Here is a 20,377-nt window from a genome sequence, read left to right as displayed (position 1 = left end):
CGATGACGCAGGATGACATGCCGCTGGGGCGGACCACCAACTATCCGGAAAGCTACGATCCGGAGCTGCTTTTCCCGGTCCCTCGCGTCGATAATCGCCGGGAACTGGGGCTTGGTCAGGGCGGTTGGCCCTGGTACGGAGAGGATCGGTGGCAGGCTTGGGAGATAAGCTGGCTCAGGCCCGACGGGGTCCCGCGGGTTGCCGTGGGTGAGTTCCGGGTGCCGGCGGATTCTCCCTGTCTGATAGAGTCCAAGTCCTTCAAGCTGTATCTGAACTCGCTCAATAACCGGGTTTTTCCGACCCAGGTCGAGTTGATCCGGACCCTGGAAACGGACCTCTCGGAAAAGGCGGGGGCGCTGGTCAGCGCGCGGCTCTTTCCGGTAGAGGAAATGCGTCAGGCGCAGGCTCGCCCGAGTGAGGCTGCGTTGATTGATGATGCCGGTGGCGTGGTGCTGCCTGCGGATGAGCCGCTGTCGCACCTGGTTGAAGCCCGTGGCGAACGGGTTCAGGAACGGCTCTGTTCGCATCTTCTGCGCAGTCTCTGTCCGGTGACGGGCCAGCCTGACTGGGGAACGCTTCTGGTTGAGTATGACGGCCCACGCATCGACAGGGGGGCGTTGCTTGGCTACATCATTGGCTTCAGGGAGCAGCGTGACTTCCATGAGCATTGTGTGGAGCGGATTTTCACCGACCTCCAGCACCATCTTGGTCCAGCGCGATTGAGCGTGGGAGCCTGGTACACCAGGCGGGGTGGCCTGGACATCAATCCCTGGCGTTCAACCGACACGGGTAGTGCGCCAGGCATCAGGCTATGCCGCCAGTAGTCAGTCTTCGCGGAGGTGGCGGGCGGCATTGTCCAGCGCCTGGATGATCTGCTCCCTCTCGTTGGCGTCCACCTTTTCCGAGTCCAGGTACATGGCAAAGCCGTCGCCTTCGTGCTCGATGAAACTGCGGCTGTTGCCAATGTCCTGGCGGAAGTCGATGACCTGGTAGATGGGAACGGGCCGGGCAAAACCCTTAACGGTGATCTCGCCCTTGTCGCGGCACATGATCCTGTCCTTGATCAGGGAGAAGGTCTCATAGGAGACCAGGATCTCGCCGGGGTCTCCAAGCTCTTCCAGGCGGCTGGCCAGGTTCACTTCCTTGCCGATGATGGTGTAATCCATGCGGTTGTCCGCGCCGAAGTTGCCCACGGTGCAGAAGCCGGTACTGATGCCCATGCGGATTTCCAGCGGCGTACGGATGCCCTGGCTTTTCCACTTCTGGCGCAGCACCGTCATGTGCTTGCGCATCTCGATCGCCATGGCCACACAGGCGATGGTGTCGTTCTTGGCGCCCTGGCTGGTGGGGTCACCGAAGAAGATCATGATGCTGTCACCCACGAACTTGTCGATGGTGCCCCCATACTTCAGCGCGATCTGGGACATTTCCGTGAAGTAGGTGTTGAGCAGGTCGGTAAGCCCTTCCGGCTCCATTTCCTCGGACAGCTCGGTGAAGCCCTGAATATCCGAAAAAAAGACAGCCAGTTTCTTGCGCTGGGTCTCCAGGCGCACATCCCGTTCGCCCGTGAAGATCGACTGCCAGACCTGGGGAGAGAGATACTTGGCCAGCTTGTGGGACAGGGCAATGGACTGTTCCCGCTGGTACTGGATCTGGGACTTGGCGAGCACGAGGGCCCTGGCCTGTTGGTAGGTATAGAAGGCCATGATGCACACGTAGACCGCCGTTGCCACGGCACTGACCATCGCCAGGGTCAGGGGTATTTCCGGTTGGAATTCCGCGCCCAGTACCGCAACGGTACCGGCGATACCCAGGGCCAGGGCGACCATGTTCATGGCCCACGCCCGCAGCCCGCCAACGATGATGCAGCTGAAACTGACCATCAGCAGTAGCATGATGGCGGGGATCAGACTGAACTGCAGTTGTACAATCAGAGACCCGATGATTACGCCGTCCAGAAGGAGGATGCGCTCGCGGACTACGGCGGTCCGCTTGGGAAGCAGTGCCCGGCTGAGGAAGTACAGGGCATGGGGCCAGAGCAGGGCGAGGGGCACCAGCCATATCAGGTGGGCGGGGAAGTGGTCGATCAGTACCCCGGTCATGATGATGGCGCCGCCGGCCATGTAGCCCATGACACGGGCATGGTAGTCCGGCATTGGCGGTATCGCGGCCGGTCGCTGTTTGCGATCCATGGCGGTGATGCCCGAGGGCATTAACGGTGCGTTCATCATGGGTTAACGATCGGATCCTTTTAGCGTAACGGTATCAGCAAATGGGCCGGCTAACAATTAACCCGCCTGGCCGCGGGTTGATTGACCTGTTGCCGCGCACGCGTATAATCCGATTCCGTCGCCGAGGTGGTGAAACCGGTAAACACGCCTGACTCAAAATCAGGTGGCGAAAGCCTTGTGGGTTCGAGTCCCACCCTCGGCACCAACCCTGATTCCCCCGTACGAAAATTACCCACGATAAATCATTATCGATGAGTCATAGGTCTGTCTGGTGCACAGAGGGCCTGCTGCAACTCCGAATGTCCCTACCATAGCCCCCCCCCCCCAGCGCTCGGGTTGTTTCCAGATGCGAAAGCGCGTCCCTGGCATCATCTGCCCAGGAGGGCAGAAGTACGTTTATTGCAAGACAGGTCGTATCTGGCGCCCTCCATAGCCGGATATTGCACACCTGAAATTGCCCTCGGATACAGCTGCTAATTTTTTAATAGCAGGATCATGGTTAAGAAAAAATCAGAAAAATAAACCCATCTTTCCGGGAAGGCGCATGGACGTAAGAGCAGACCCCCAGAACTCGAATAATGCGGCAGCTCCAGAGTTTTTCAGCCCTGATGATTGCCTGATCACCAGCTTTAGACGGGCGTTAGCGAATCAGCAGAACATTCGGGTTTCTGCCGAAGGACATGGAAGCCTGGTGCTTCTCAGTACCCGGGGCGAGTACTTTGCAGACAGCCCGGATCTGCCAGAGCTCCTTCAGCTTCCCCCCGACAAGTGTCGCGTAACCATTGTCTCTGAAGAAGACAGCGCGCCTTACGCGAACCGGGTCGGAAGGAATATAGACGAACTGATGTGGCAAACCGCCTTTCATGTCTCCAAGGGCCGCCTGATGGAGGGGTGTAGCTGGAACGATGTTGTTCAGCTCGATTACTGGCCCAACCTGACGCGTCTGCCTTTAACACCCGATACATTCAGAAGCCTGGCCCTGTTCTACCAACACCCGACATCCATCTTCTTTGCGTCCCGGCTGCTGAAAGTTCCAGCCAAGGAAATGTACCAGATTTACAGCGCAGCCCGTGCTGCCGGTTTTGCTCGCCCCATCAACCGTAAGCCAGAGGAGCCGCGACTGGAGCCCCATCGCAACCAGACTCTCCTGTCCTCGCTTCTCGGCAAGCTCTCCGGACGTTAGGAGTTCTTTGTGGAACATAAAATCATCTTCGCCGGTCCTGTCGGGGCCGGGAAAACGACAGCAATACAGACCATCAGCGATATCGAGGTGGTCAGCACCGAGAGCAAGGCGAGCGATGACGTTTCGGAGCGCAAGGAAACGACCACTGTTGCCATGGATTACGGCACTTTGGATGTCGGAGGCGAACAGAAAATCCACCTGTACGGGACTCCTGGCCAGGAACGCTTCAGCTTTATGTGGGACATCATAACAATCGGGGGGCTTGGCCTCGTCCTGCTGCTCGACAACAAACGGGAAGATCCACTTGCTGACCTGGAATTCTTTATCCAGGCCTTTCGCCCTTTCATCAAGAAAAGCTCCATGGTCATCGGTGTAACCCGGATGGATATGAAGGCCCGGCCTGGCCTGTATTCCTACCACACCAAGCTGAATGAGCTTGGTGTGAAGGCCCCGGTTTTTGAAGTCGATGCCCGCGAAAGAAACGATATTACCGTTCTGCTGCAGGCGTTGTTGGCCATGCTGGACCCTGGAGTTAAGCGTTGAACACCCCTGAACAGGATGCCTCAAATCCGTCGGTTCTCTCGCTTAGCGGGTTTGGCGTGGCCTTCAGCGAGAAAACCGTACTTGCAAGTATCGATCTTGAGGTTCCGGACCGTGAGGTCACCATTCTCCTTGGCCCCAGCGGAACCGGAAAATCGACACTGCTCCGGACCCTGGCCGGTTTTAACGATCCCAACCCCAACCTTCGTACCTGGGGCAGTGTGAATTACCTTGGCAACCCCCTGGGCGATGGGGAACGGCCCGTACTCGCCGCACAGAACGCCAGAATGGTGATGGCGAGCATCCTTGAAAACATCATTCAGGATCTGCCCGAACGCAGGTCCCTGTCCCCGATTCAGCAGCGCGAACTGGCGCAGAGACTTCTGGAAGCAGCCGGTTTGCACGAGCTTATTGATCGGATTGACGAGCCGGCCATTCACCTGAATCTGGCACAGCAAAGACATCTCGCCACCATGAGGCTCGCGGCAACAGGGGCCCGCCTGATTCTGCTGGATGAACCAACGACCGGCCTGAATGATCAGGAAGCACGGCGCCTATTGGATTACATTGCTTCCGAGGCCCATCGGCGCTCAATCCTGATTGCGCTGCACAATCTTTCTCACGCCTCAATGCTTGGCGGACGCATGGTTTTAATTGCGGGAGGCAGCGTTCATGAGGCGGCAAAAACGAGCGACTTTCTCAAGTCTCCGGTCAGCGAGGCCGGGCAAAGCTTCGTGAGAACCGGATCCTGCGCCGTTGCCGCTCCCGATGCGGACCCTGAGACCCTCGCTCCTGAAACGCCTGCGCCCCCGCCCCTCCCGGAGGAAGCACGATCCTTTGTCAGCGACAGTTTCGGCCCGAGAGGTTTTCTCTGGCTCAAGAAAGGACAGCTTGCTGGAACACCCAGACCGGGAATTGTTCAGGATCTTGAGCATGACCTCGCAGCACTGAAACGGGTTGGCGTCACCACACTGATCACCCTGACCGAAACCAGACCTGACACCGAAGCCCTGGCCGAGTACGGCATCGACAATTTCTGGTCACCCTTCCAGGACATGGCGGCCCCCTCAATCACCCAGGCTGCGGGCCTTTGCAAAAGGATCCAGAGGCTCTGTGATGAAGGTGGCGTTGTCGCTGTCCACTGCAGGGCTGGTCTCGGTCGTACCGGAACCGTACTTGCCTCCTGCCTGATCTGGGAAGGCATGGCCGCGCTGGATTCACTGGAAATGGTCCGGCGCATCGAGCCCCGTTGGGTTCAATCCGAAGCACAGGTGGAATTCCTGGAGAAATTTGCCCTGTTTCTGACGGAACGGGCGAAAACCGCGCAGGGATCCTGACGGATTCCGCGTACCTTTAAAAAAGATAAGGAGGACGATAGATGTCTGACCTCGATAACACCATACAAGAAGCGATTACAACCATTCCCGAATGCCTTGCTGGAGGCTATGTCGACATCTCCAGCGGGATGCTTCTTGGAATCAAAACGGTGGATTCGCATCCGGACGAAGTTCTGGAAATGCTCGCTGCCGCTACTGCCGATCTTTTCCAGGGACCGAATGTCGTCAGCATCGAGAACATGTTCAAAAAAGCGAGGGGCTTGCCACTTGATGACTTCCATTACTTCCAGGAAATCATTGTGAACAGCGAAAACCTCATTCACGTATTCATGCGAGCCAAGGCCCATCAGGATCACGTGGTGACGTTTGTCTGCCGGAAAACCGCCAATCTGGGCATGGTCCTTACAAAGGCACGCACGGCTCTCTCTACGGTTGAAGCTGGACTTTAATCAGTTGTCTGGTCGGGTTAAGCCCGGCCAGAAAACTCCGACAGTGCGACATTGAACAGGAAGACTTTATGAGCGCCTCGACTGATTCCGGACAGAATCCTGTAAAAGGAAGTGCGGCAACTGCGGCAACGTCAGCAAGGGGGGTTTTGCGGGAGTTGAATGCTTCCTCCAGCGACATAGAAGCATCTGCCACGATGACCTCCGATGGCTACATCATTGGCGCGGTGCTGGGGAAAGATACCGATGAGGACCGCTTTGCGGCAATGTGCGCATCGCTGCTTGCACTGGCTGAAAGGGCCGCGGACGAGATCGCCCGCGGCGAGATGAAGCAACTGCTGATAGAAGGCTCTCAAGGACTGATGCTCCTGGTGAGGGCCGGCGGTGACAAGGTTCTCGCCATAGCTGCCAAACCAAGCGTCAACCTCGGACGGATCTTTCTCGAGGCACGCAAATCGGCCTCAAAAATCGACGAACTAATCGGAAATAATTACTGACGCGTGAGCAATTGTTATGTTCAGGATTGAGTATTCGGGCAGCAGTTATGATTGTGATCCGCACGAAACCCTGCTTGAAGCAATGCTGCGACAGGGTGTGAATTTCCCTTTTTCCTGCCGCAAGGGATCCTGTCACACCTGCATGCACATTGCTGAAAAGGGGAGACTGCCCCCAAAATCCCAGAAAGGACTCAGTGATGAACAGGTTGAGCAGGGATGTTTTCTTCCCTGTGTTTGCAGACCGATAGAAGGACTCTCGATTGTTCCGGCGGGAAAAGGCAGTGTTAAAAGGAAGTCGTCCACAAGCCGTAAAGAAACGTTCCTGTCGCCGGATCCAGAAATGTGGGAGGCACTGGATAACGGCCGTGTTCTGTCAGAAATTCTTGAGGATTTCTACATCCGGGTTTTTTCGGATGAACGGCTCTCCCCATTTTTTCACGGCGTAACCCGGCAACGGGTGCAGGAAAAGCAGTATCTTTTCATGAAGCAGAAGTTTACGGGAGAAAAGGTTTATTTCGGAGACAGGCCGCGCAACGCTCATCACTGGATGGTGATATCCGATGATCTATTCGATTATAGAGAGTCGATAATGGTGGAATCCATGAGGCGCCACAATCTGCCTGAACACTTGATAGAGCGATGGCGTGGTCTGGAAAACAGTTTCAGGGAGGATATTGTCAAGGATGAGCCCTGGAACCGGAAAATAGGCGACATGGAAATTCCGGTATCGGGCTATGGAGAGGTCACGCTGGAGATTGGCTCTCTCTGCGATAGCTGCGGCGAGGAAATCGATGCGGGCACGACAGTCCGTTATCATCTGCGTCTGGGTACTCTTTACTGCCCTGAATGCATGCAGTCCCCTGCGGAGTAATAAGCTCCGCTTGCCAAGCCACATCCCGATCGAATACGCTCCCCGCACCTTGGCTCCGGACCCTCAAACCCGATGAAGCGCTCTGATTTCCATTACGAACTGCCGGACGAGCTGATCGCTCGCTATCCGCTTGCAGAACGCACTGCCAGCCGGCTTCTGTGCCTGGATGGCGCCGATGGCGCCGTGGATCATCGGCGCTTCGAGGAACTCCCTGATCTTCTGCAACCGCAGGACCTGCTGGTTTTCAACGATACCCGGGTTATCCCTGCGCGCGTGTACGGTAAGAAGGCGTCCGGTGGCCAGTTGGAGATGCTGGTTGAACGGGTCCTGGCGACGGATGCGGCGCTCGTGCACCTGAAGGTTTCACGCAGCCCGGCGGTGGGCGCGCGCCTGATCCTCGAGGGCGGCCATGAGGCCGTTGTTGAGGCGAGGGAGGAAGGCCTTTTCCGGCTCCGTTTTACGGACAGCCCGGTGATGGCGGTGCTTGAAGCGGTCGGCCACATGCCGCTTCCACCCTACATTGATCGTCCGGACGAGGTGACGGACGAGGAGCGCTATCAGACCGTTTTCGGTGAGAAACCCGGCGCGGTGGCGGCGCCCACGGCGGGCCTCCATTTTGATGAGTCGGTGATGGCACGGCTTGAGGCGCGCGGCATTCGCCGTACCTTCGTCACGCTCCATGTGGGAGCGGGAACCTTTCAGCCGGTCAGGACCGAGGATATCCGAGAGCACCATATGCACCAGGAGTGGCTGTCGGTGGAGCAGTCGGTGGTGGATGCCGTCGCCGAAACCCGAGCCAGGGGAGGGCGGGTTGTTGCCGTGGGTACCACGGCCGTGCGGGCGCTGGAGTCGGCATCGGCCAGTGGTCGGTTGGCGCCTTTCGCGGGCGAAACCAACATCTTCATCTATCCGGGTTACCGCTTCCGCAGCACCGATGCCATGGTCACCAATTTCCATCTGCCCGAGTCCACGCTCATCATGCTGGTCAGCGCCTTCGCGGGGCGCGAGCAGACACTGGCTGCTTACCGCGCGGCGATTTCGGAACGCTACCGTTTCTTTAGCTATGGTGACGCCATGCTGATCTTTCCCCACCCCGACGCGATAGAGGACGGCAGTACCCACTCATGAGCACTCCCGTACAGATGCGTTTCGAGACCCTTGTCTCCGATGGGCCGGCCCGGCGCGGTCGGCTGAGCTTCCCCCGGGGCGATGTGGAAACGCCCGCCTTCATGCCGGTGGGAACCTATGGAACGGTCAAGGGCATGACGCCGCGCGACCTCGAGGCGATCGGGGCCCATGTCATCCTGGGCAACACTTTCCACCTGATGCTGCGCCCCGGGACCGAGGTGATCGCCGAACATGGGGACCTGCACGATTTTGCCGGCTGGGAGCGGCCGATACTGACCGATTCCGGTGGCTTCCAGGTATTCAGCCTTGGCGAAATGACCAGGATAACCGAGGAGGGGGTGGCTTTCCGGTCGCCAGTGGACGGGGCCAAGGTCCAGCTCACTCCCGAGCGCTCCATGGAAGTGCAGAAGGCGCTGGGCGCCGATATTGTCATGATCTTTGATGAATGCACGCCCTATCCGGCGACCGAGGAAGAGGCCAGGGCGTCGATGGAACTCTCGCTGCGCTGGGCGTCGCGCAGCCGGGCGGCTCATGAGGGTAATCCAGCAGCGCTGTTCGGGATTGTGCAGGGCGGCATGCATGAGTCGCTTCGACATGCCTCCCTGGAGGGGCTGAAGGCCATTGGCTTTGATGGGTATGCCATCGGCGGGCTGTCCGTGGGCGAGCCCCGCGAGGAAATGCACCGGATTCTTGAAAGCCTTGAGCCGCGTATGCCGCCGGATGCGCCCCGCTACCTGATGGGGGTAGGGCGTCCGGAGGATATTGTTGAGGCGGTCAACCGCGGTGTGGATATGTTCGACTGTGTGATGCCTACCCGAAACGCCCGTAATGGACACCTTTTCGTGCACGAAGGCATCGTGCGCATCCGCAATGCGCGCCACCGCCATGACACGGGCCCCCTGGACCCCTATTGCGATTGTTATACCTGCCGGCATTTCTCCCGGGCCTATCTTCACCACCTGGACCGGTGTGGTGAGATGCTCGGTGCGCATTTGGCCACCATCCACAACCTTTACTACTACCAGACACTGATGGCCGGATTGCGTGAGGCTATTCAAGCAGGTACATTGTCGGCCTTTACGAACCGGTTCTATCAGTTACGCGGAGATTCCCGATGAGTTTCAGGCACACCCTTATTGCCCTGCTTTCAATGGTCATGCTTCCCGCTACCGCCATGGCCGCTCCCCAGGCCGGGCCCGGCGCGATTTCCCAGGTTGTTCTTTTTGGCGGCTTCATCCTGATCTTCTATTTCCTGATCTGGCGTCCCCAGTCCAAGCGGGCGAAGGAGCACAAGGCGCTGGTCAGCGGCCTCGATAAGGGTGATGAGGTGGTGACGGGCGGTGGTCTCGCCGGTCGAATTACCCGTCTGACCGACGATTATCTCGTGCTCGAAGTCTCGGACGGCGTTGAGATCAAGGTGCAGCGTCAATCCGTGGCTCAGGCGCTTCCCAAGGGTACGCTCAAGGACATCTGAACCCGACTATCCCGTAACAAGGATCACCGATGCTTAACAAGTATCCCCTCTGGAAGAACCTTCTGGTAGCAATTGTGGTTCTTCTCGGTTTTGTGTATGCACTGCCGAACCTGTTCCCAGACGATTACGCCGTTCAGGTGGCTGGTTCCAGCGCCAGTGCCACCGTGGATGAACAGGTTCTTGAGCGCGCGGAGAACGCGCTGAGCGACGCCGGGATTGATTACCGCAACCCCGAGGTTGGCGACGATGTGGCGCTCCTTCGGTTCGATACCAGCGAGGCGCAGCTCAGCGCCAGGTCGACACTCCAGGAGACCCTGGGGGAAGAGTACGTCGCGGCGCTGAGCCTGGCCCCAACGACGCCTGAATGGTTGCGCGCCATTGGCGCCATGCCCATGAACCTCGGTCTTGACCTTCGCGGCGGTGTGCATTTCCTGATGGAAGTGGATATGGAGGCTGCTGTTGAGCGCCGGCTTGAGGTCTATGCCAGTGAAATGAAGCGCAAGCTTCGTGAAGAGCGTGTGCGGTACCGTGGCGGTGACCTGGATGATGGTCAGCGCCTGCGCTTTGTATTTCCCGATGAGGAGACCCGGGACGAGGCACATTCGATGGTCCGTTCCGAATACGATCAGTTCCGGTTGGAGCGTGATTCCGACGGCGAGGACTATCTGCTGTACCTCGAGCTCTCCGACCAGTCTGTTGCCGAAATCCAGGATTACGCCCTGAACCAGAACCTGACAACACTGCGCAACCGGGTTAACGAGCTGGGCGTCGCCGAGCCATTGATCCAGCAGCAGGGTGAGGAGCGAATCGTCGTTCAGCTTCCGGGCGTACAGGATACGGCCGAAGCGAAACGGGTACTTGGTTCCACGGCCAATCTCGAGTTCAGGCTTGAGGCCAAGTCTGATGCGCCTTCCTCGAGAAAGGAAAGCTTCCCTTTCCGTAATAATCCGGAGCGTACTGCCGAGCTCGAGCGTGACGTGATCATCACCGGTGACAACGTTGCCGATGCCCAGCAGTCATTTGACGAAAACGGCCAGCCCCAGGTGAACATCACCCTCGACGGCCCCGGTGGCCGCATGATGCGTGACACAACGCGGGACGCGATCCAGCGCCAGCTGGGTGTTCTGTTCATTGAGCACAGCAGCGAGGAAGTGGAGCGCCAGGTCGACGGCGAGACCGTGACCGAGCGGGTTCGCGAAACGGAGCGCAGCATTATCAGCCTTGCAACCATCCGCAGTACGCTTGGCAGCAACTTCCGCGTGACCGGGCTGGAAAGTGTGGGTGAAGCCTCAGAACTGGCGCTTCTGCTGCGCGCGGGCGCACTGGCGGCGCCAATGTATTTCGTGGAAGAGCGTACCATTGGGCCAAGCCTCGGACAGGAAAACATTGAGTCCGGCATCAATTCGGTGATTCTCGGGTTTATCCTGGTCGCACTGATGATGTTGGCCATCTATAAGCTCTTCGGGCTGCTGGCGAACCTCGCATTGGTCGTGAACCTGACGCTGCTTGTCAGCATCATGTCCGCCCTGGGCGCGACACTGACCCTGCCTGGCATCGCGGGTATCGTTCTGACGGTGGGCATGGCAGTGGACGCGAATGTGCTGATCTTTGAACGGATCAAGGAGGAGTTGCGCGAGGGGCTGCCGGTCCAGTCGGCCATCAATGCCGGCTACAGCCGTGCCTTCGTGTCCATTTTTGACGCCAACGTCACCACCTTCCTGGTGGCCGCCATCCTGTTTGCCGTGGGAACCGGACCGGTCAAGGGCTTCGCCGTGACGCTCCTGATCGGGATCCTGACGTCGATGTTTACCGCGCTGATGGTCAGCCGGGCCATCGTGAATGCGACCGTTGGCGGACGTCGCGATATCAACGCACTGTCAATCTGACGGGGGAACGAGGATGTCTTCCAGGGCAATCAGCAACATCGACTTCATGGGGGTCAGGAAGATTGCGGCCCTCATTTCCATCATTCTTGTGCTTGGCGCTGCCGTCAGCCTCGGGGTGCGTGGCCTTGCGCTGGGGCTGGACTTTACCGGCGGCAGCCTGGTTGAGCTTGACTACGCCGAGGCGCCGGATCTGACTGATGTTCGCCAGTCGCTCAATGAGGCTGGCTTCGAGGGTCCCATGGTCCAGAACTTCGGTTCCGATACCGCGGTGCTGATCCGCCTGCCTGCCACCTTTGATGATAGCGTCGGCGAAGAGGTTGTTTCGGCTCTCAGTCAGGGTCAGGACATCTCGCTGCAACGGTCGGAATACGTCGGAGGCCAGGTGGGCAAGGAGTTGCGGGAGAAAGGCGGACTTGCTCTGCTGCTGGCCTTTTTCGTGGTGCTTGTCTATGTGGCCATGCGCTTCCAGCTGAAGTTTGGCCTTGCCTCGGTAGTGCCACTGGTCCACGACGTGCTTCTGGTCCTTGGTGTCTTTTCAGTTTTCCAGCTGACTTTTGACCTGACGGTACTGGCGGCCCTGCTCGCGGTGATTGGCTACTCCCTGAACGACACCATCGTGGTTTCTGATCGCATACGGGAGAATTTCCGGCGCATCCTCAAAGGCGGGCCGGAAGAGATCATCAATACCTCGTTGAACCAGGTGCTGACCCGGACACTCGTAACGTCAGGGACGACTCTGGTTGTGCTGATCGCTCTGCTGGTCTTCGGGGGTGAGATGATCCGGAATTTCGCCCTCGCGCTCTCTGTCGGCGTTGTTGTGGGCACTTATTCCTCGATCTATGTGGCAGCCAACATGCTGGTCGTCCTTGGTGTTAATCGGGACGATCTCTATGTTCCGAAGAAAGAAGGCGCGGGAGACGAGCAACCGGAAACCGAAGAGCCTCCGGATTGGCTCAAGCGCATGGAGTGATGATCGCGGGGCCTCAGGCCCCGGTCAGACGCTGCCGGTAGGGCTGGAACTGCTTCAGTATCTCGCGGAAGATGGGGCTGTTGGCGATCAGCAGCTCGCGACTCTTCCGGCTCAGGGGGTTGCCCCTGAGATCCCCGCTCAGCGCACCGGATTCCTGACTGATCAGTGTTGCCATGACCTGTTCATGGCGCTCCTCGCTGACCAGTGCCACGCCATCCAGAAAGCCGCCCGCTACCCGTGCCATATCCAGCACCGCGCATCCAGTGTGGCGCAGGCCGGCGCCTTCTCTCACCAGCGTTCCCGTCATGTCCAGCCACAGGTTGCTGTCCGCACCCTGGCTGCGGGTGAACAGATTGCAGCTGAGCAGTGTCTGGTCCAGGTGGTCGCTGTTGCGTATGCGGATGCGGCGGCTGTTAAGGACCGCGCCATAGCCCCGACTGAATGCGTATTCCTCACCCGTCAGGGGGCACAGAACGACCAGGTTTTCCGGCCGGTCGTTGATTTTCTGAAGAACCGCGGTCGCGAACTCCGGAAGGCCCCGGGCAAAGTTCTGTTCCCCCAGGATCGGGAAAATATGCCAGGTCTGGACGTAGTCGTTGGACTCTATGCTGCCCGCGGGCGCGATCCAGTGATCCCGGTAGGCGCGCTGCAGGGATTCCACACTGCGCTCATATACCGTGTTTTCAATGGCTCGCACACTGCGCAGGAGGGCGTCGGCCTTCTGGCTGGCCGGCTCCAGGCGGGCATGCTGGTCCTTGAGAAAATCGCTGCTTTGCCTTGCTGCGCGCAAGGCCATCTTGATTGCTGGCTGCATCGGGCTACCAATTTGGTCCTGCTCGGATGGGGCGCAGGATAATAACAGAAAAGAGGGCGCAACACGATCGTCCAGTGACATCGGTGTATACGAAGAATCCCTGACACTGCGGTGGAGGAGTCGATCATGCTAGCATTGGCACCGGGATTTGTCGGAAATCGATAACGGGATCAATGCATGGGGTCATATCCGTCGCTTCAGGGGCTTCGCGTGGTGCTTGTGGAAACTTCCCACCCCGGCAATATCGGTGCGGTTGCCCGTGCGATAAAAAACATGGGCGTAACCGAGCTTGTCCTCGTGCGCCCGGAGGCGTTCCCGCATGAAAAAGCCTTCGCACGCTCTGCGGGTGCCAGCGATCTGTTGGATGGTGCGCGAGTGGTCGAGACCCTGGATGAGGCTATTGCCGACTGCGTGGAGGTGATTGGCGCCAGCGCCCGTTCCCGCACTCTCACCTGGCCGGTGCTGAATCCCCGGGATTGTGCGCAGCAGGTCTGCGCCAGGCTCGAAGCGGGGCCGGTCGCGCTCGTTTTCGGTCGCGAGGACAACGGCCTGAGCAACGAGGAGCTCCAGCGCTGCCATTACCATGTGCAGATTCCTTCGAATCCGGACTTCAGCTCCCTGAATCTGGCAATGGCCGTTCAGGTGATGACCTACGAGATGCGCATGCATACGCTGTTTTCGGGCGAGTCGGCCGCAGAGGGGTGGGCGAGTACTCACGACCCGTCGCAGGCAGGCTGGGAAGAGCGTGCTGCTACTGTTCAGGAAACCGAACACTTCCTGGAGCATCTCGAAAGAACCCTGATAACCACTGGATTTCACAACCCCGAGCGTCCCAGACAGTTGATGGTGCGAATGCGACGGCTGTTCCAGCGTGCCCATCCGGACCAGATGGAGATCAATATTCTCAGGGGGATTCTGACCAGCGTTGACCGGCTGGCGGAAAAGCCAGGATCAGACAGAGACAGAGGCGCCAATGTTTAACCGACTGCGCGAGGATATCCGGAGCGTTTTCCACAGGGATCCCGCGGCACGCAATGCGTTTGAGGTCCTGACCAATTACCCGGGGCTGCACGCGCTGATGTTCCATCGCATGAACCACCGGCTCTGGGGCTGGGGCTTCAAATGGCTGGCCCGGACCCTTTCGACCCTGGCGCGCTGGTTCACGGGTATCGAGATCCATCCCGGGGCCAGCATCGGACGCCGGTTTTTCATTGATCACGGCATGGGTGTTGTCATTGGCGAGACCACGGTCATCGGGGATGATGTCACCCTCTATCAGGGCGTGACCCTGGGCGGTACCAGCTGGGGGCATGGCAAACGCCATCCCACGCTGGAGGATGGCGTGGTTGTGGGCGCGGGCGCCAAGATCCTCGGCCCCTTTACTATTGGGCGGAATGCCAAGGTGGGCTCAAACGCGGTGGTTACCAAGGAGGTTCCGGAAGGCGCCACCGTTGTTGGTATACCGGGCAGGATCGTGGCCAAGCCCAGCGAGGAGGATGAACAGCGTCGCAAGGCGATGGAGCAGAAAATCGGCTTCGACGCCTATGGCCTGAGCGAGGAGATGCCGGACCCGGTTGCGCGTTCCATCCGCAGTATCCTGGACCATATGCATGTTGTTGATGAGCGCGTCGAGAACATGTGCCGCGTTCTGAAAGACCTGGACTCGAGCTATCGGGAATCCTCCGAACTGCCCCCGGTCCCGCGGGAGGATTTTGATTGTGGCGATAGCGAGCCCGACGGTAAGCCCGGAAGTGGGGACAGCTCAAATACTTGACTGTTTTACTTGGTTAATTGATAATCAAAGTCTCATCTCTGGCTGGACTGGGCGGACACCATGAAGCTGACGACCAAGGGGCGCTACGCGGTAACGGCGATGCTCGATCTGACCATCCATTCGGGGAGCGGCCCGGTCTCCCTCGCCGATATCTCCGAGCGCCAGGGCATATCGCTTTCCTACCTGGAGCAGCTTTTTTCGCGCCTCAGACGCAACGAGCTCGTTACGAGCGTTCGGGGACCCGGAGGTGGTTATCGCCTGAGCCGAAGCGGCGAGGGGATTTTTGTTGCGCAGGTGGTGGATGCGGTGAATGAATCGCTCGATACAACCCGATGTGAGCACAAGGGCGACTGCCAGAATGGCGAAATGTGCCTGACCCATCATCTCTGGGCGGACCTTGGCGAGCAGATCCACCAGTTTCTCAGTCGCATCAGCCTGGCGGAGTTGGGCAGCAAGCCGGAGATACTGGCAGTGGCTGAACGCCAGGATCGCCGCCAGCGTGACAGCGCCGTAATCACTGACGATAAGCACCGCGCCAGCGCCCTGTAGCCTCACCTTTCCATCGTTACCAGCAAACGGAACCCATGACCAAGACCATCTACCTCGATTATGCGGCGACAACACCGGTTGACCCCCGTGTTGCCGAAACCCTCACCAAGTACCTGACGCCCGATGGCATTTTTGGCAATCCGGCATCCCGCTCCCACGCACTGGGCTGGCAGGCCGAAGCGGCCGTTGAGCAGGCACGCAAGCAGGTTGCGGCGCTGATTGGCTGTGACGCCCGGGAAGTGGTGTGGACGTCCGGGGCCACCGAATCCGACAACCTTGCGATCAAGGGGGCGGCCCAGGCGGCGTCGCAGCGTGGTCGCCACATCATCACATCGCGTGTCGAGCACAAGGCGGTGCTTGACTGTTTTGAGTGGCTCGAGACCCAGGGGTTTGAGGTGACCTGGCTGGATCCCGATCATACAGGTCGCGTTGCCCCGGATACCGTGGCTGATGCGCTGAGGGAGGATACGATTCTGGTCTCCCTGATGGCGGTCAACAACGAGCTTGGTGTCTGTAATGACATTGAGCGTGTTGGCGCAATGCTGCGCGAGAAGGGCGTGATATTCCATGTGGATGCGGCTCAGGCTACCGGCAAGATGGCGCTCGATGTGAGCCGGATGCCTGTGGATCTCATGGCGCTGTCCGCACACAAGGTCTACGGACCCAAAGGGGTCGGGGCGCTTTACGTCCGTCGCTCCCCGGATGTGGTGGTGGCCGCCCAGATGCATGGTGGTGGGCATGAAAGAGGGCTGCGCTCCGGAACCCTGGCGACGCACCAGATCGCCGCGATGGGGCATGCCTTCGCGCTCGCCGATGCGCAGCTGGAGGATGAAAGGGCGGAGCTGGAGCGGCTCCGGGCGCGTTTCCTTGATGGACTCGCCGAATTGCCCGGCGTCCATGTTCATGGCCATGAGACCCAGCGTGTGCCCGGCATTCTGAACCTGGGCTTCGAGGACATTGATGGTGAGTCCCTGATCCTGGCCCTGCGGGGGCTGGCGGTCTCTTCCGGCTCAGCCTGCGCCTCGGCCACCATGGAGCCCTCCTATGTCCTGCGGGGGATCGGCCTTCCGGAATCCATAGCCCAGGGGTCACTGCGTTTCTCGTTTGGCCGCTTCACCACCGCAGAGGAGGTGGATGAGGCTGCCGGGCGTGTTGTGGAGGCGGTCGGGCGGCTTCGCGACCATGCCGCGGGGCGGCGCGCGACGGTGTGACTTTGCGCCTGAGGTGCGTATAATTCGCGCCGTAATCATCTTACGCACATTCAACAGGAGCTTCCCTGATGGCTATCGAACGGACGTTTTCAATCATCAAGCCTGACGCCGTATCCAAGAACATTATTGGCGACATTGAGAGCCGCTTTGAAAAGGCCGGCCTGAATATCGTCGCCGCCCGCATGCTGCACATGAGCCAACAGCAGGCAGAGGGCTTTTACGCGGAACACAGCGAACGGCCGTTCTTCCCGGATCTGGTGGCGTTCATGACGTCGGGTCCGGTGATTGTTCAGGTGCTCGAGGGTGAGAATGCCATTGCCCGCAATCGTGAGCTCATGGGCGCAACCAATCCCAAGGAAGCCGAGGCGGGCACCATCCGCGCGGATTACGCGGAAACCATTGACGCGAACGCCGTTCACGGATCCGATTCGCCGGAATCCGCAGAGCGCGAAATCGCCTATTTCTTTGATGACAGCGAGATCTGCCCGCGCACCATCTGATCTCGCGTCTGCAGCTGGAGTCTGAAACACCATGACTGAATCCGACGGTCACAACGACAAGGTCAATCTTCTGGGGCTGCCCCGGCAGAAAATGGAGCAGTTCTTCGTCGATATCGGCGAGAAGAAGTTCCGGGCCGGGCAGGTCATGAAGTGGATCCATCAGTATGGTGTGGATGACTTTGAGGCCATGACCAATGTGAGCAAGCCCCTCAGGGCGCGTCTTGCAGAGCTGGCGGAGATCCGCGGACCGGAAGTCCTGCTTGATGAGGTCTCCCAGGACGGCACGCGCAAGTGGGTCATGCGCATGGCCGAGGGCAACAGTATTGAAGCCGTGCTGATCCCGGATGGTGAACGGGGGACCCTCTGTGTCTCCTCGCAGGTTGGCTGCAGCCTGGACTGCAGTTTCTGCTCCACAGGCAAGCGGGGGTTCAACCGCAACCTGTCATCGGCGGAAATCATCGGCCAGCTGTGGGCCGCGCTGCGGACCTTTATGCCCTTTGACCGGACCAAGGAGCGCCCCGTGACCAATGTGGTCATGATGGGCATGGGCGAGCCTCTATTAAACTTTGACAATGTAGTGGATGCCATGGACCTGATGATGGATGATTGGGCCTACGGCATTTCCAAGAGGCGCGTTACCGTGAGTACTTCCGGCGTTGTACCGGCACTGGAGAAACTGGGTGAAGTGACGGACGTGTCACTCGCGATTTCCCTGCATGCGGCCAATGACGAGCTCCGCAATGAGCTGGTGCCGCTGAACCGCAAGTATCCGATCGACCAGCTGCTCAGGGCCACCCGGAATTACCTGTCCGGCCTGTCGGACCGTCGTCGGGCAACGATTGAGTACACCCTCATGGAGGGCGTGAACGATCAGCCGGAGCACGCCAGGGAGCTTGCTGACCTTCTGGTTGACGTGCCCTGTAAGATCAATCTGATTCCTTTCAATCCCTTTCCCGAGAGTGATTACCGGCGTCCAAGCGGTAATGCCGTCAAGCGGTTTCAGGACATCCTGAATCAGGCCGGCTATATTACAACGGTACGCACCACTCGTGGTGATGATATCGACGCGGCCTGCGGACAGCTCGTGGGTCAGTTTGAGGATCGAACCCGCCGAAGCCAGCGTTACATTCCGGTGCATCAGGAAGTAAGCTGATTCAGGCCGGGCGCGAATCAAAGAGGTTGTTGATGATCCGGCAAGTCTCGAAATATTTCCTTGGGGCCATACTGATTGCGTTTGTCGCTGTCAGTCTCACTTCCTGCGTCACCCAGCGCCAGGGCGCTTTTTCCTCTGAGGCGGACAAGAAAGAGGCAGAGAAGGCCTATGTCCGTCTCGGGCTAGCCTACATTCAGGATGAGAATTACGAACGCGCCCGGCGTCACCTGGATCGTGCCCTGGAAATCAATGATGAAAGTGCACCCGCTCTGGCCGCGAAGGCGCTGATCAGCCAGGAGCAGGGCGAGTATCAACTGGCTGAATCGCGTTTCCGGGAGGCGCTTGAGTATGATTCCGACTATACTCGTGGCCGTTCCCACTTTGGCGTATTCCTGTACAATCAAAAGCGCTATGAAGAGGCGTTTGAACAGTTCAGGCAGGCTTCAAAGGACATGGATTTTGAAGAGCGTGCTGGCGTGTTCGTCAATCTGGGGCGAGCTGCTGACAAACTGGGGCGTCATGTGGAGGCCGCGAATGCCTATAAGCGGGCAATGCGGCTTGATCGTGGCAACCTTCGGGCTCATCTTGGTGCGGTGGCCGCGCTGGTGGATGCTGGCCGGTATGACGAGGCGCGGCCGCTGTTCGATCAGCTGGAAGCGCGTATCCGGAGGTCCAGCCAGGCAAACCATACACCGCGCTCTCTTTGGGCGGGAATCCGGATTGCACAGCACGAGGGGAACCAAGATGAAGTGGCCAGCCTCGCGTTGCAGCTTCGCAAGCGGTTCCCGGATTCGAAAGAACACCGTGAATACAGGTCAATGAAGACTGATGACTGACGAGGAATCCGAGAACACCAAACAAGAAAACGGGCCGGAAACCGTCGGTGAAACCCTCAGGGCGGCACGCGAACGGCATAACCTGGAGCTACAGGCTGTAGCGGATCAGCTTCATCTGCGCCCCTCCATCATTCGTGCCATCGAGGAGGGGGATTACCAGTCGATGCCGGGTGAGCTCTTCCTGAAAGGCTATGTGCGTTCCTATGCACGGTTGACCGAACAGGATGGCGATGACCTGGTGATGCGGCTGGATCGCGAACTTGCGCCGCTCAGGCGCGAGGAGCAGCAGAAGGAGCCCAGCACGACGGAAATCATCCAGTTGAGGAAAGAGCGGCGGCGGCGTGTCGTCGGCACCCTGATAGCGCTTGTTGCTGCTCTTATCGTTGGCTGGGTTCTGCTGTTTTATGGCCCCTGGATTGCTGATGAGACGGGGGATCTGATTGACGAGACCGGTGAGCAGGGCGCGGAGCAGGGGGAATCCCCCGCCGCCACAGAGCCGGATGGCGATACCAGTGATGAGGATGCGGGCAGTACGCCCGCATCGGAGGAGGCTGAGCCGGAGGGACCCGAAGGTGATGCTTCCACCGAGTCCTCACCGACCTCCATGGCACCCGTGCCCGTTGTTGATGCGCCTGAAGAGCGTGGGCAACAGCAGACGAATGAATCTTCTCCCCGCGAGACCTCGGCCCTTGAGACGGTTTCACTGGTAATCAGCTTTAATGATGCCTGTTGGGTGGAAGTTGTTAATGGTGAAGGCGAGCGTGTCATTGTTACGCTTGCCGAAGCTGGACGCGACATTGAGTACGAAGGGCCCGGCCCGCTGGAAGTGCTGCTCGGTAACGTGGATGCGGTTGCCGGTATCCGCTTCAAGGGCGAGCCCATAGACCTTGAGGACTACCCGGTGAGAGCGGGTCGCACCCAGTTTGTGCTTGGGGCGTCCAACGGTACAAGCTGACGACACTGGCGCTTTAGGCAGA

Annotated in this window: 22 protein-coding genes and 1 tRNA gene; 21 read left to right on the top strand and 2 right to left on the bottom strand. The window is 59.0% G+C overall.

Features of this window, described 5'->3' with window-relative positions; translation table 11 throughout:
- The first annotated feature begins 2 nt into the window (after positions 1-2).
- Complete coding sequence (gene queF, locus DES49_RS08670; RefSeq protein ID WP_133736005.1) at positions 3-824, top strand: NADPH-dependent 7-cyano-7-deazaguanine reductase QueF; 822 nt, start codon at positions 3-5, stop codon at positions 822-824.
- Here the strand turns inward: queF and DES49_RS08665 are convergent, their stop codons facing one another.
- A complete protein-coding gene (locus tag DES49_RS08665; RefSeq protein ID WP_424955226.1) occupies positions 825-2,231 on the bottom strand; it encodes an adenylate/guanylate cyclase domain-containing protein in 1,407 nt (468 codons plus the stop codon). It abuts the gene before it with no gap.
- Positions 2,232-2,351: 120 nt separating this feature from the next.
- On the opposite strand from DES49_RS08665, the gene DES49_RS08660 reads away from it, so the two are divergent.
- From DES49_RS08660 to secF, 12 genes are all read left to right on the top strand, one after another.
- Positions 2,352-2,436, top strand: a tRNA-Leu gene (locus tag DES49_RS08660).
- A gap of 486 nt (positions 2,437-2,922) precedes the next feature.
- Entirely contained in the window at positions 2,923-3,414 is a 492-nt protein-coding gene (locus DES49_RS08655) for a hypothetical protein (RefSeq protein ID WP_133736004.1), read from the top strand.
- Positions 3,415-3,423: 9 nt separating this feature from the next.
- A complete protein-coding gene (locus DES49_RS08650; RefSeq protein WP_133736003.1) occupies positions 3,424-3,957 on the top strand; it encodes a GTP-binding protein in 534 nt (177 codons plus the stop codon).
- Positions 3,954-5,291 carry a phosphatase domain-containing putative toxin gene (locus DES49_RS08645; RefSeq protein ID WP_133736002.1) on the top strand — a complete coding sequence of 446 codons (1,338 nt, stop codon included), beginning with the start codon at positions 3,954-3,956 and terminating at the stop codon, positions 5,289-5,291. The genes DES49_RS08650 and DES49_RS08645 overlap by 4 nt, the downstream gene beginning before the upstream one ends.
- Before the next feature lie 41 nt (positions 5,292-5,332).
- Entirely contained in the window at positions 5,333-5,740 is a 408-nt protein-coding gene (locus tag DES49_RS08640; protein ID WP_133736001.1) for a hypothetical protein, read from the top strand.
- 68 nt (positions 5,741-5,808) lie between these two features.
- Positions 5,809-6,234, top strand: coding sequence for a roadblock/LC7 domain-containing protein (locus DES49_RS08635; RefSeq protein WP_133736000.1), 426 nt, complete (start codon positions 5,809-5,811; stop codon positions 6,232-6,234).
- Positions 6,235-6,250: 16 nt separating this feature from the next.
- A complete protein-coding gene (locus DES49_RS08630; RefSeq protein WP_133735999.1) occupies positions 6,251-7,105 on the top strand; it encodes a 2Fe-2S iron-sulfur cluster-binding protein in 855 nt (284 codons plus the stop codon).
- A gap of 72 nt (positions 7,106-7,177) precedes the next feature.
- Positions 7,178-8,233, top strand: a complete 1,056-nt coding sequence (gene queA, locus DES49_RS08625) for a tRNA preQ1(34) S-adenosylmethionine ribosyltransferase-isomerase QueA (protein WP_133735998.1) — start codon at positions 7,178-7,180, stop codon at positions 8,231-8,233.
- A gap of 14 nt (positions 8,234-8,247) precedes the next feature.
- Positions 8,248-9,351, top strand: coding sequence for a tRNA guanosine(34) transglycosylase Tgt (tgt, locus tag DES49_RS08620; RefSeq protein ID WP_133736154.1), 1,104 nt, complete (start codon positions 8,248-8,250; stop codon positions 9,349-9,351).
- On the top strand, positions 9,348-9,707 hold the full coding sequence (gene yajC, locus DES49_RS08615; RefSeq protein ID WP_133735997.1) for a preprotein translocase subunit YajC: 360 nt from the start codon (positions 9,348-9,350) through the stop codon (positions 9,705-9,707). The genes tgt and yajC overlap by 4 nt, the downstream gene beginning before the upstream one ends.
- A 29-nt stretch (positions 9,708-9,736) precedes the next feature.
- On the top strand, positions 9,737-11,593 hold the full coding sequence (gene secD / locus DES49_RS08610) for a protein translocase subunit SecD (protein WP_133735996.1): 1,857 nt from the start codon (positions 9,737-9,739) through the stop codon (positions 11,591-11,593).
- Positions 11,594-11,606: 13 nt separating this feature from the next.
- Entirely contained in the window at positions 11,607-12,563 is a 957-nt protein-coding gene (gene secF / locus DES49_RS08605) for a protein translocase subunit SecF (protein ID WP_133735995.1), read from the top strand.
- A gap of 13 nt (positions 12,564-12,576) precedes the next feature.
- Here the strand turns inward: secF and DES49_RS08600 are convergent, their stop codons facing one another.
- On the bottom strand, positions 12,577-13,377 hold the full coding sequence (locus DES49_RS08600) for an inositol monophosphatase family protein (RefSeq protein WP_166646040.1): 801 nt from the start codon (positions 13,375-13,377) through the stop codon (positions 12,577-12,579).
- 177 nt (positions 13,378-13,554) lie between these two features.
- Between DES49_RS08600 and trmJ the strand changes: the two genes are divergently transcribed.
- From trmJ to DES49_RS08560, 8 genes are all read left to right on the top strand, one after another.
- Entirely contained in the window at positions 13,555-14,358 is an 804-nt protein-coding gene (gene trmJ, locus DES49_RS08595; RefSeq protein ID WP_133735993.1) for a tRNA (cytosine(32)/uridine(32)-2'-O)-methyltransferase TrmJ, read from the top strand.
- Positions 14,351-15,151, top strand: a complete 801-nt coding sequence (gene cysE, locus DES49_RS08590; RefSeq protein ID WP_133735992.1) for a serine O-acetyltransferase — start codon at positions 14,351-14,353, stop codon at positions 15,149-15,151. The genes trmJ and cysE overlap by 8 nt, the downstream gene beginning before the upstream one ends.
- A gap of 60 nt (positions 15,152-15,211) precedes the next feature.
- Positions 15,212-15,700: an Rrf2 family transcriptional regulator gene (locus DES49_RS08585; RefSeq protein ID WP_133735991.1), complete on the top strand. Its 489-nt coding sequence runs from the start codon at positions 15,212-15,214 to the stop codon at positions 15,698-15,700.
- A 35-nt stretch (positions 15,701-15,735) separates the two neighbouring features.
- Positions 15,736-16,911, top strand: a complete 1,176-nt coding sequence (locus DES49_RS08580; RefSeq protein WP_133735990.1) for an IscS subfamily cysteine desulfurase — start codon at positions 15,736-15,738, stop codon at positions 16,909-16,911.
- Positions 16,912-16,979: 68 nt separating this feature from the next.
- A complete protein-coding gene (gene ndk / locus DES49_RS08575) occupies positions 16,980-17,411 on the top strand; it encodes a nucleoside-diphosphate kinase (protein ID WP_133735989.1) in 432 nt (143 codons plus the stop codon).
- Positions 17,412-17,442: 31 nt separating this feature from the next.
- Complete coding sequence (gene rlmN / locus DES49_RS08570; protein ID WP_133735988.1) at positions 17,443-18,564, top strand: dual-specificity RNA methyltransferase RlmN; 1,122 nt, start codon at positions 17,443-17,445, stop codon at positions 18,562-18,564.
- Between the two features lie 32 nt (positions 18,565-18,596).
- On the top strand, positions 18,597-19,400 hold the full coding sequence (gene pilW / locus DES49_RS08565; protein ID WP_133735987.1) for a type IV pilus biogenesis/stability protein PilW: 804 nt from the start codon (positions 18,597-18,599) through the stop codon (positions 19,398-19,400).
- Positions 19,393-20,355: a RodZ domain-containing protein gene (locus tag DES49_RS08560; protein WP_133735986.1), complete on the top strand. Its 963-nt coding sequence runs from the start codon at positions 19,393-19,395 to the stop codon at positions 20,353-20,355. The genes pilW and DES49_RS08560 overlap by 8 nt, the downstream gene beginning before the upstream one ends.
- Positions 20,356-20,377 lie beyond the last annotated feature (22 nt).

Origin of the sequence: Halospina denitrificans (genome assembly GCF_004364635.1) — a bacterium.
GTDB classification, from domain to species: Bacteria; Pseudomonadota; Gammaproteobacteria; order Pseudomonadales; family Oleiphilaceae; genus Halospina; species Halospina denitrificans.
The sequence above is the reverse complement of the archived record's forward strand: the minus strand, read 5'-3'. Positions and strand labels throughout refer to the sequence as shown.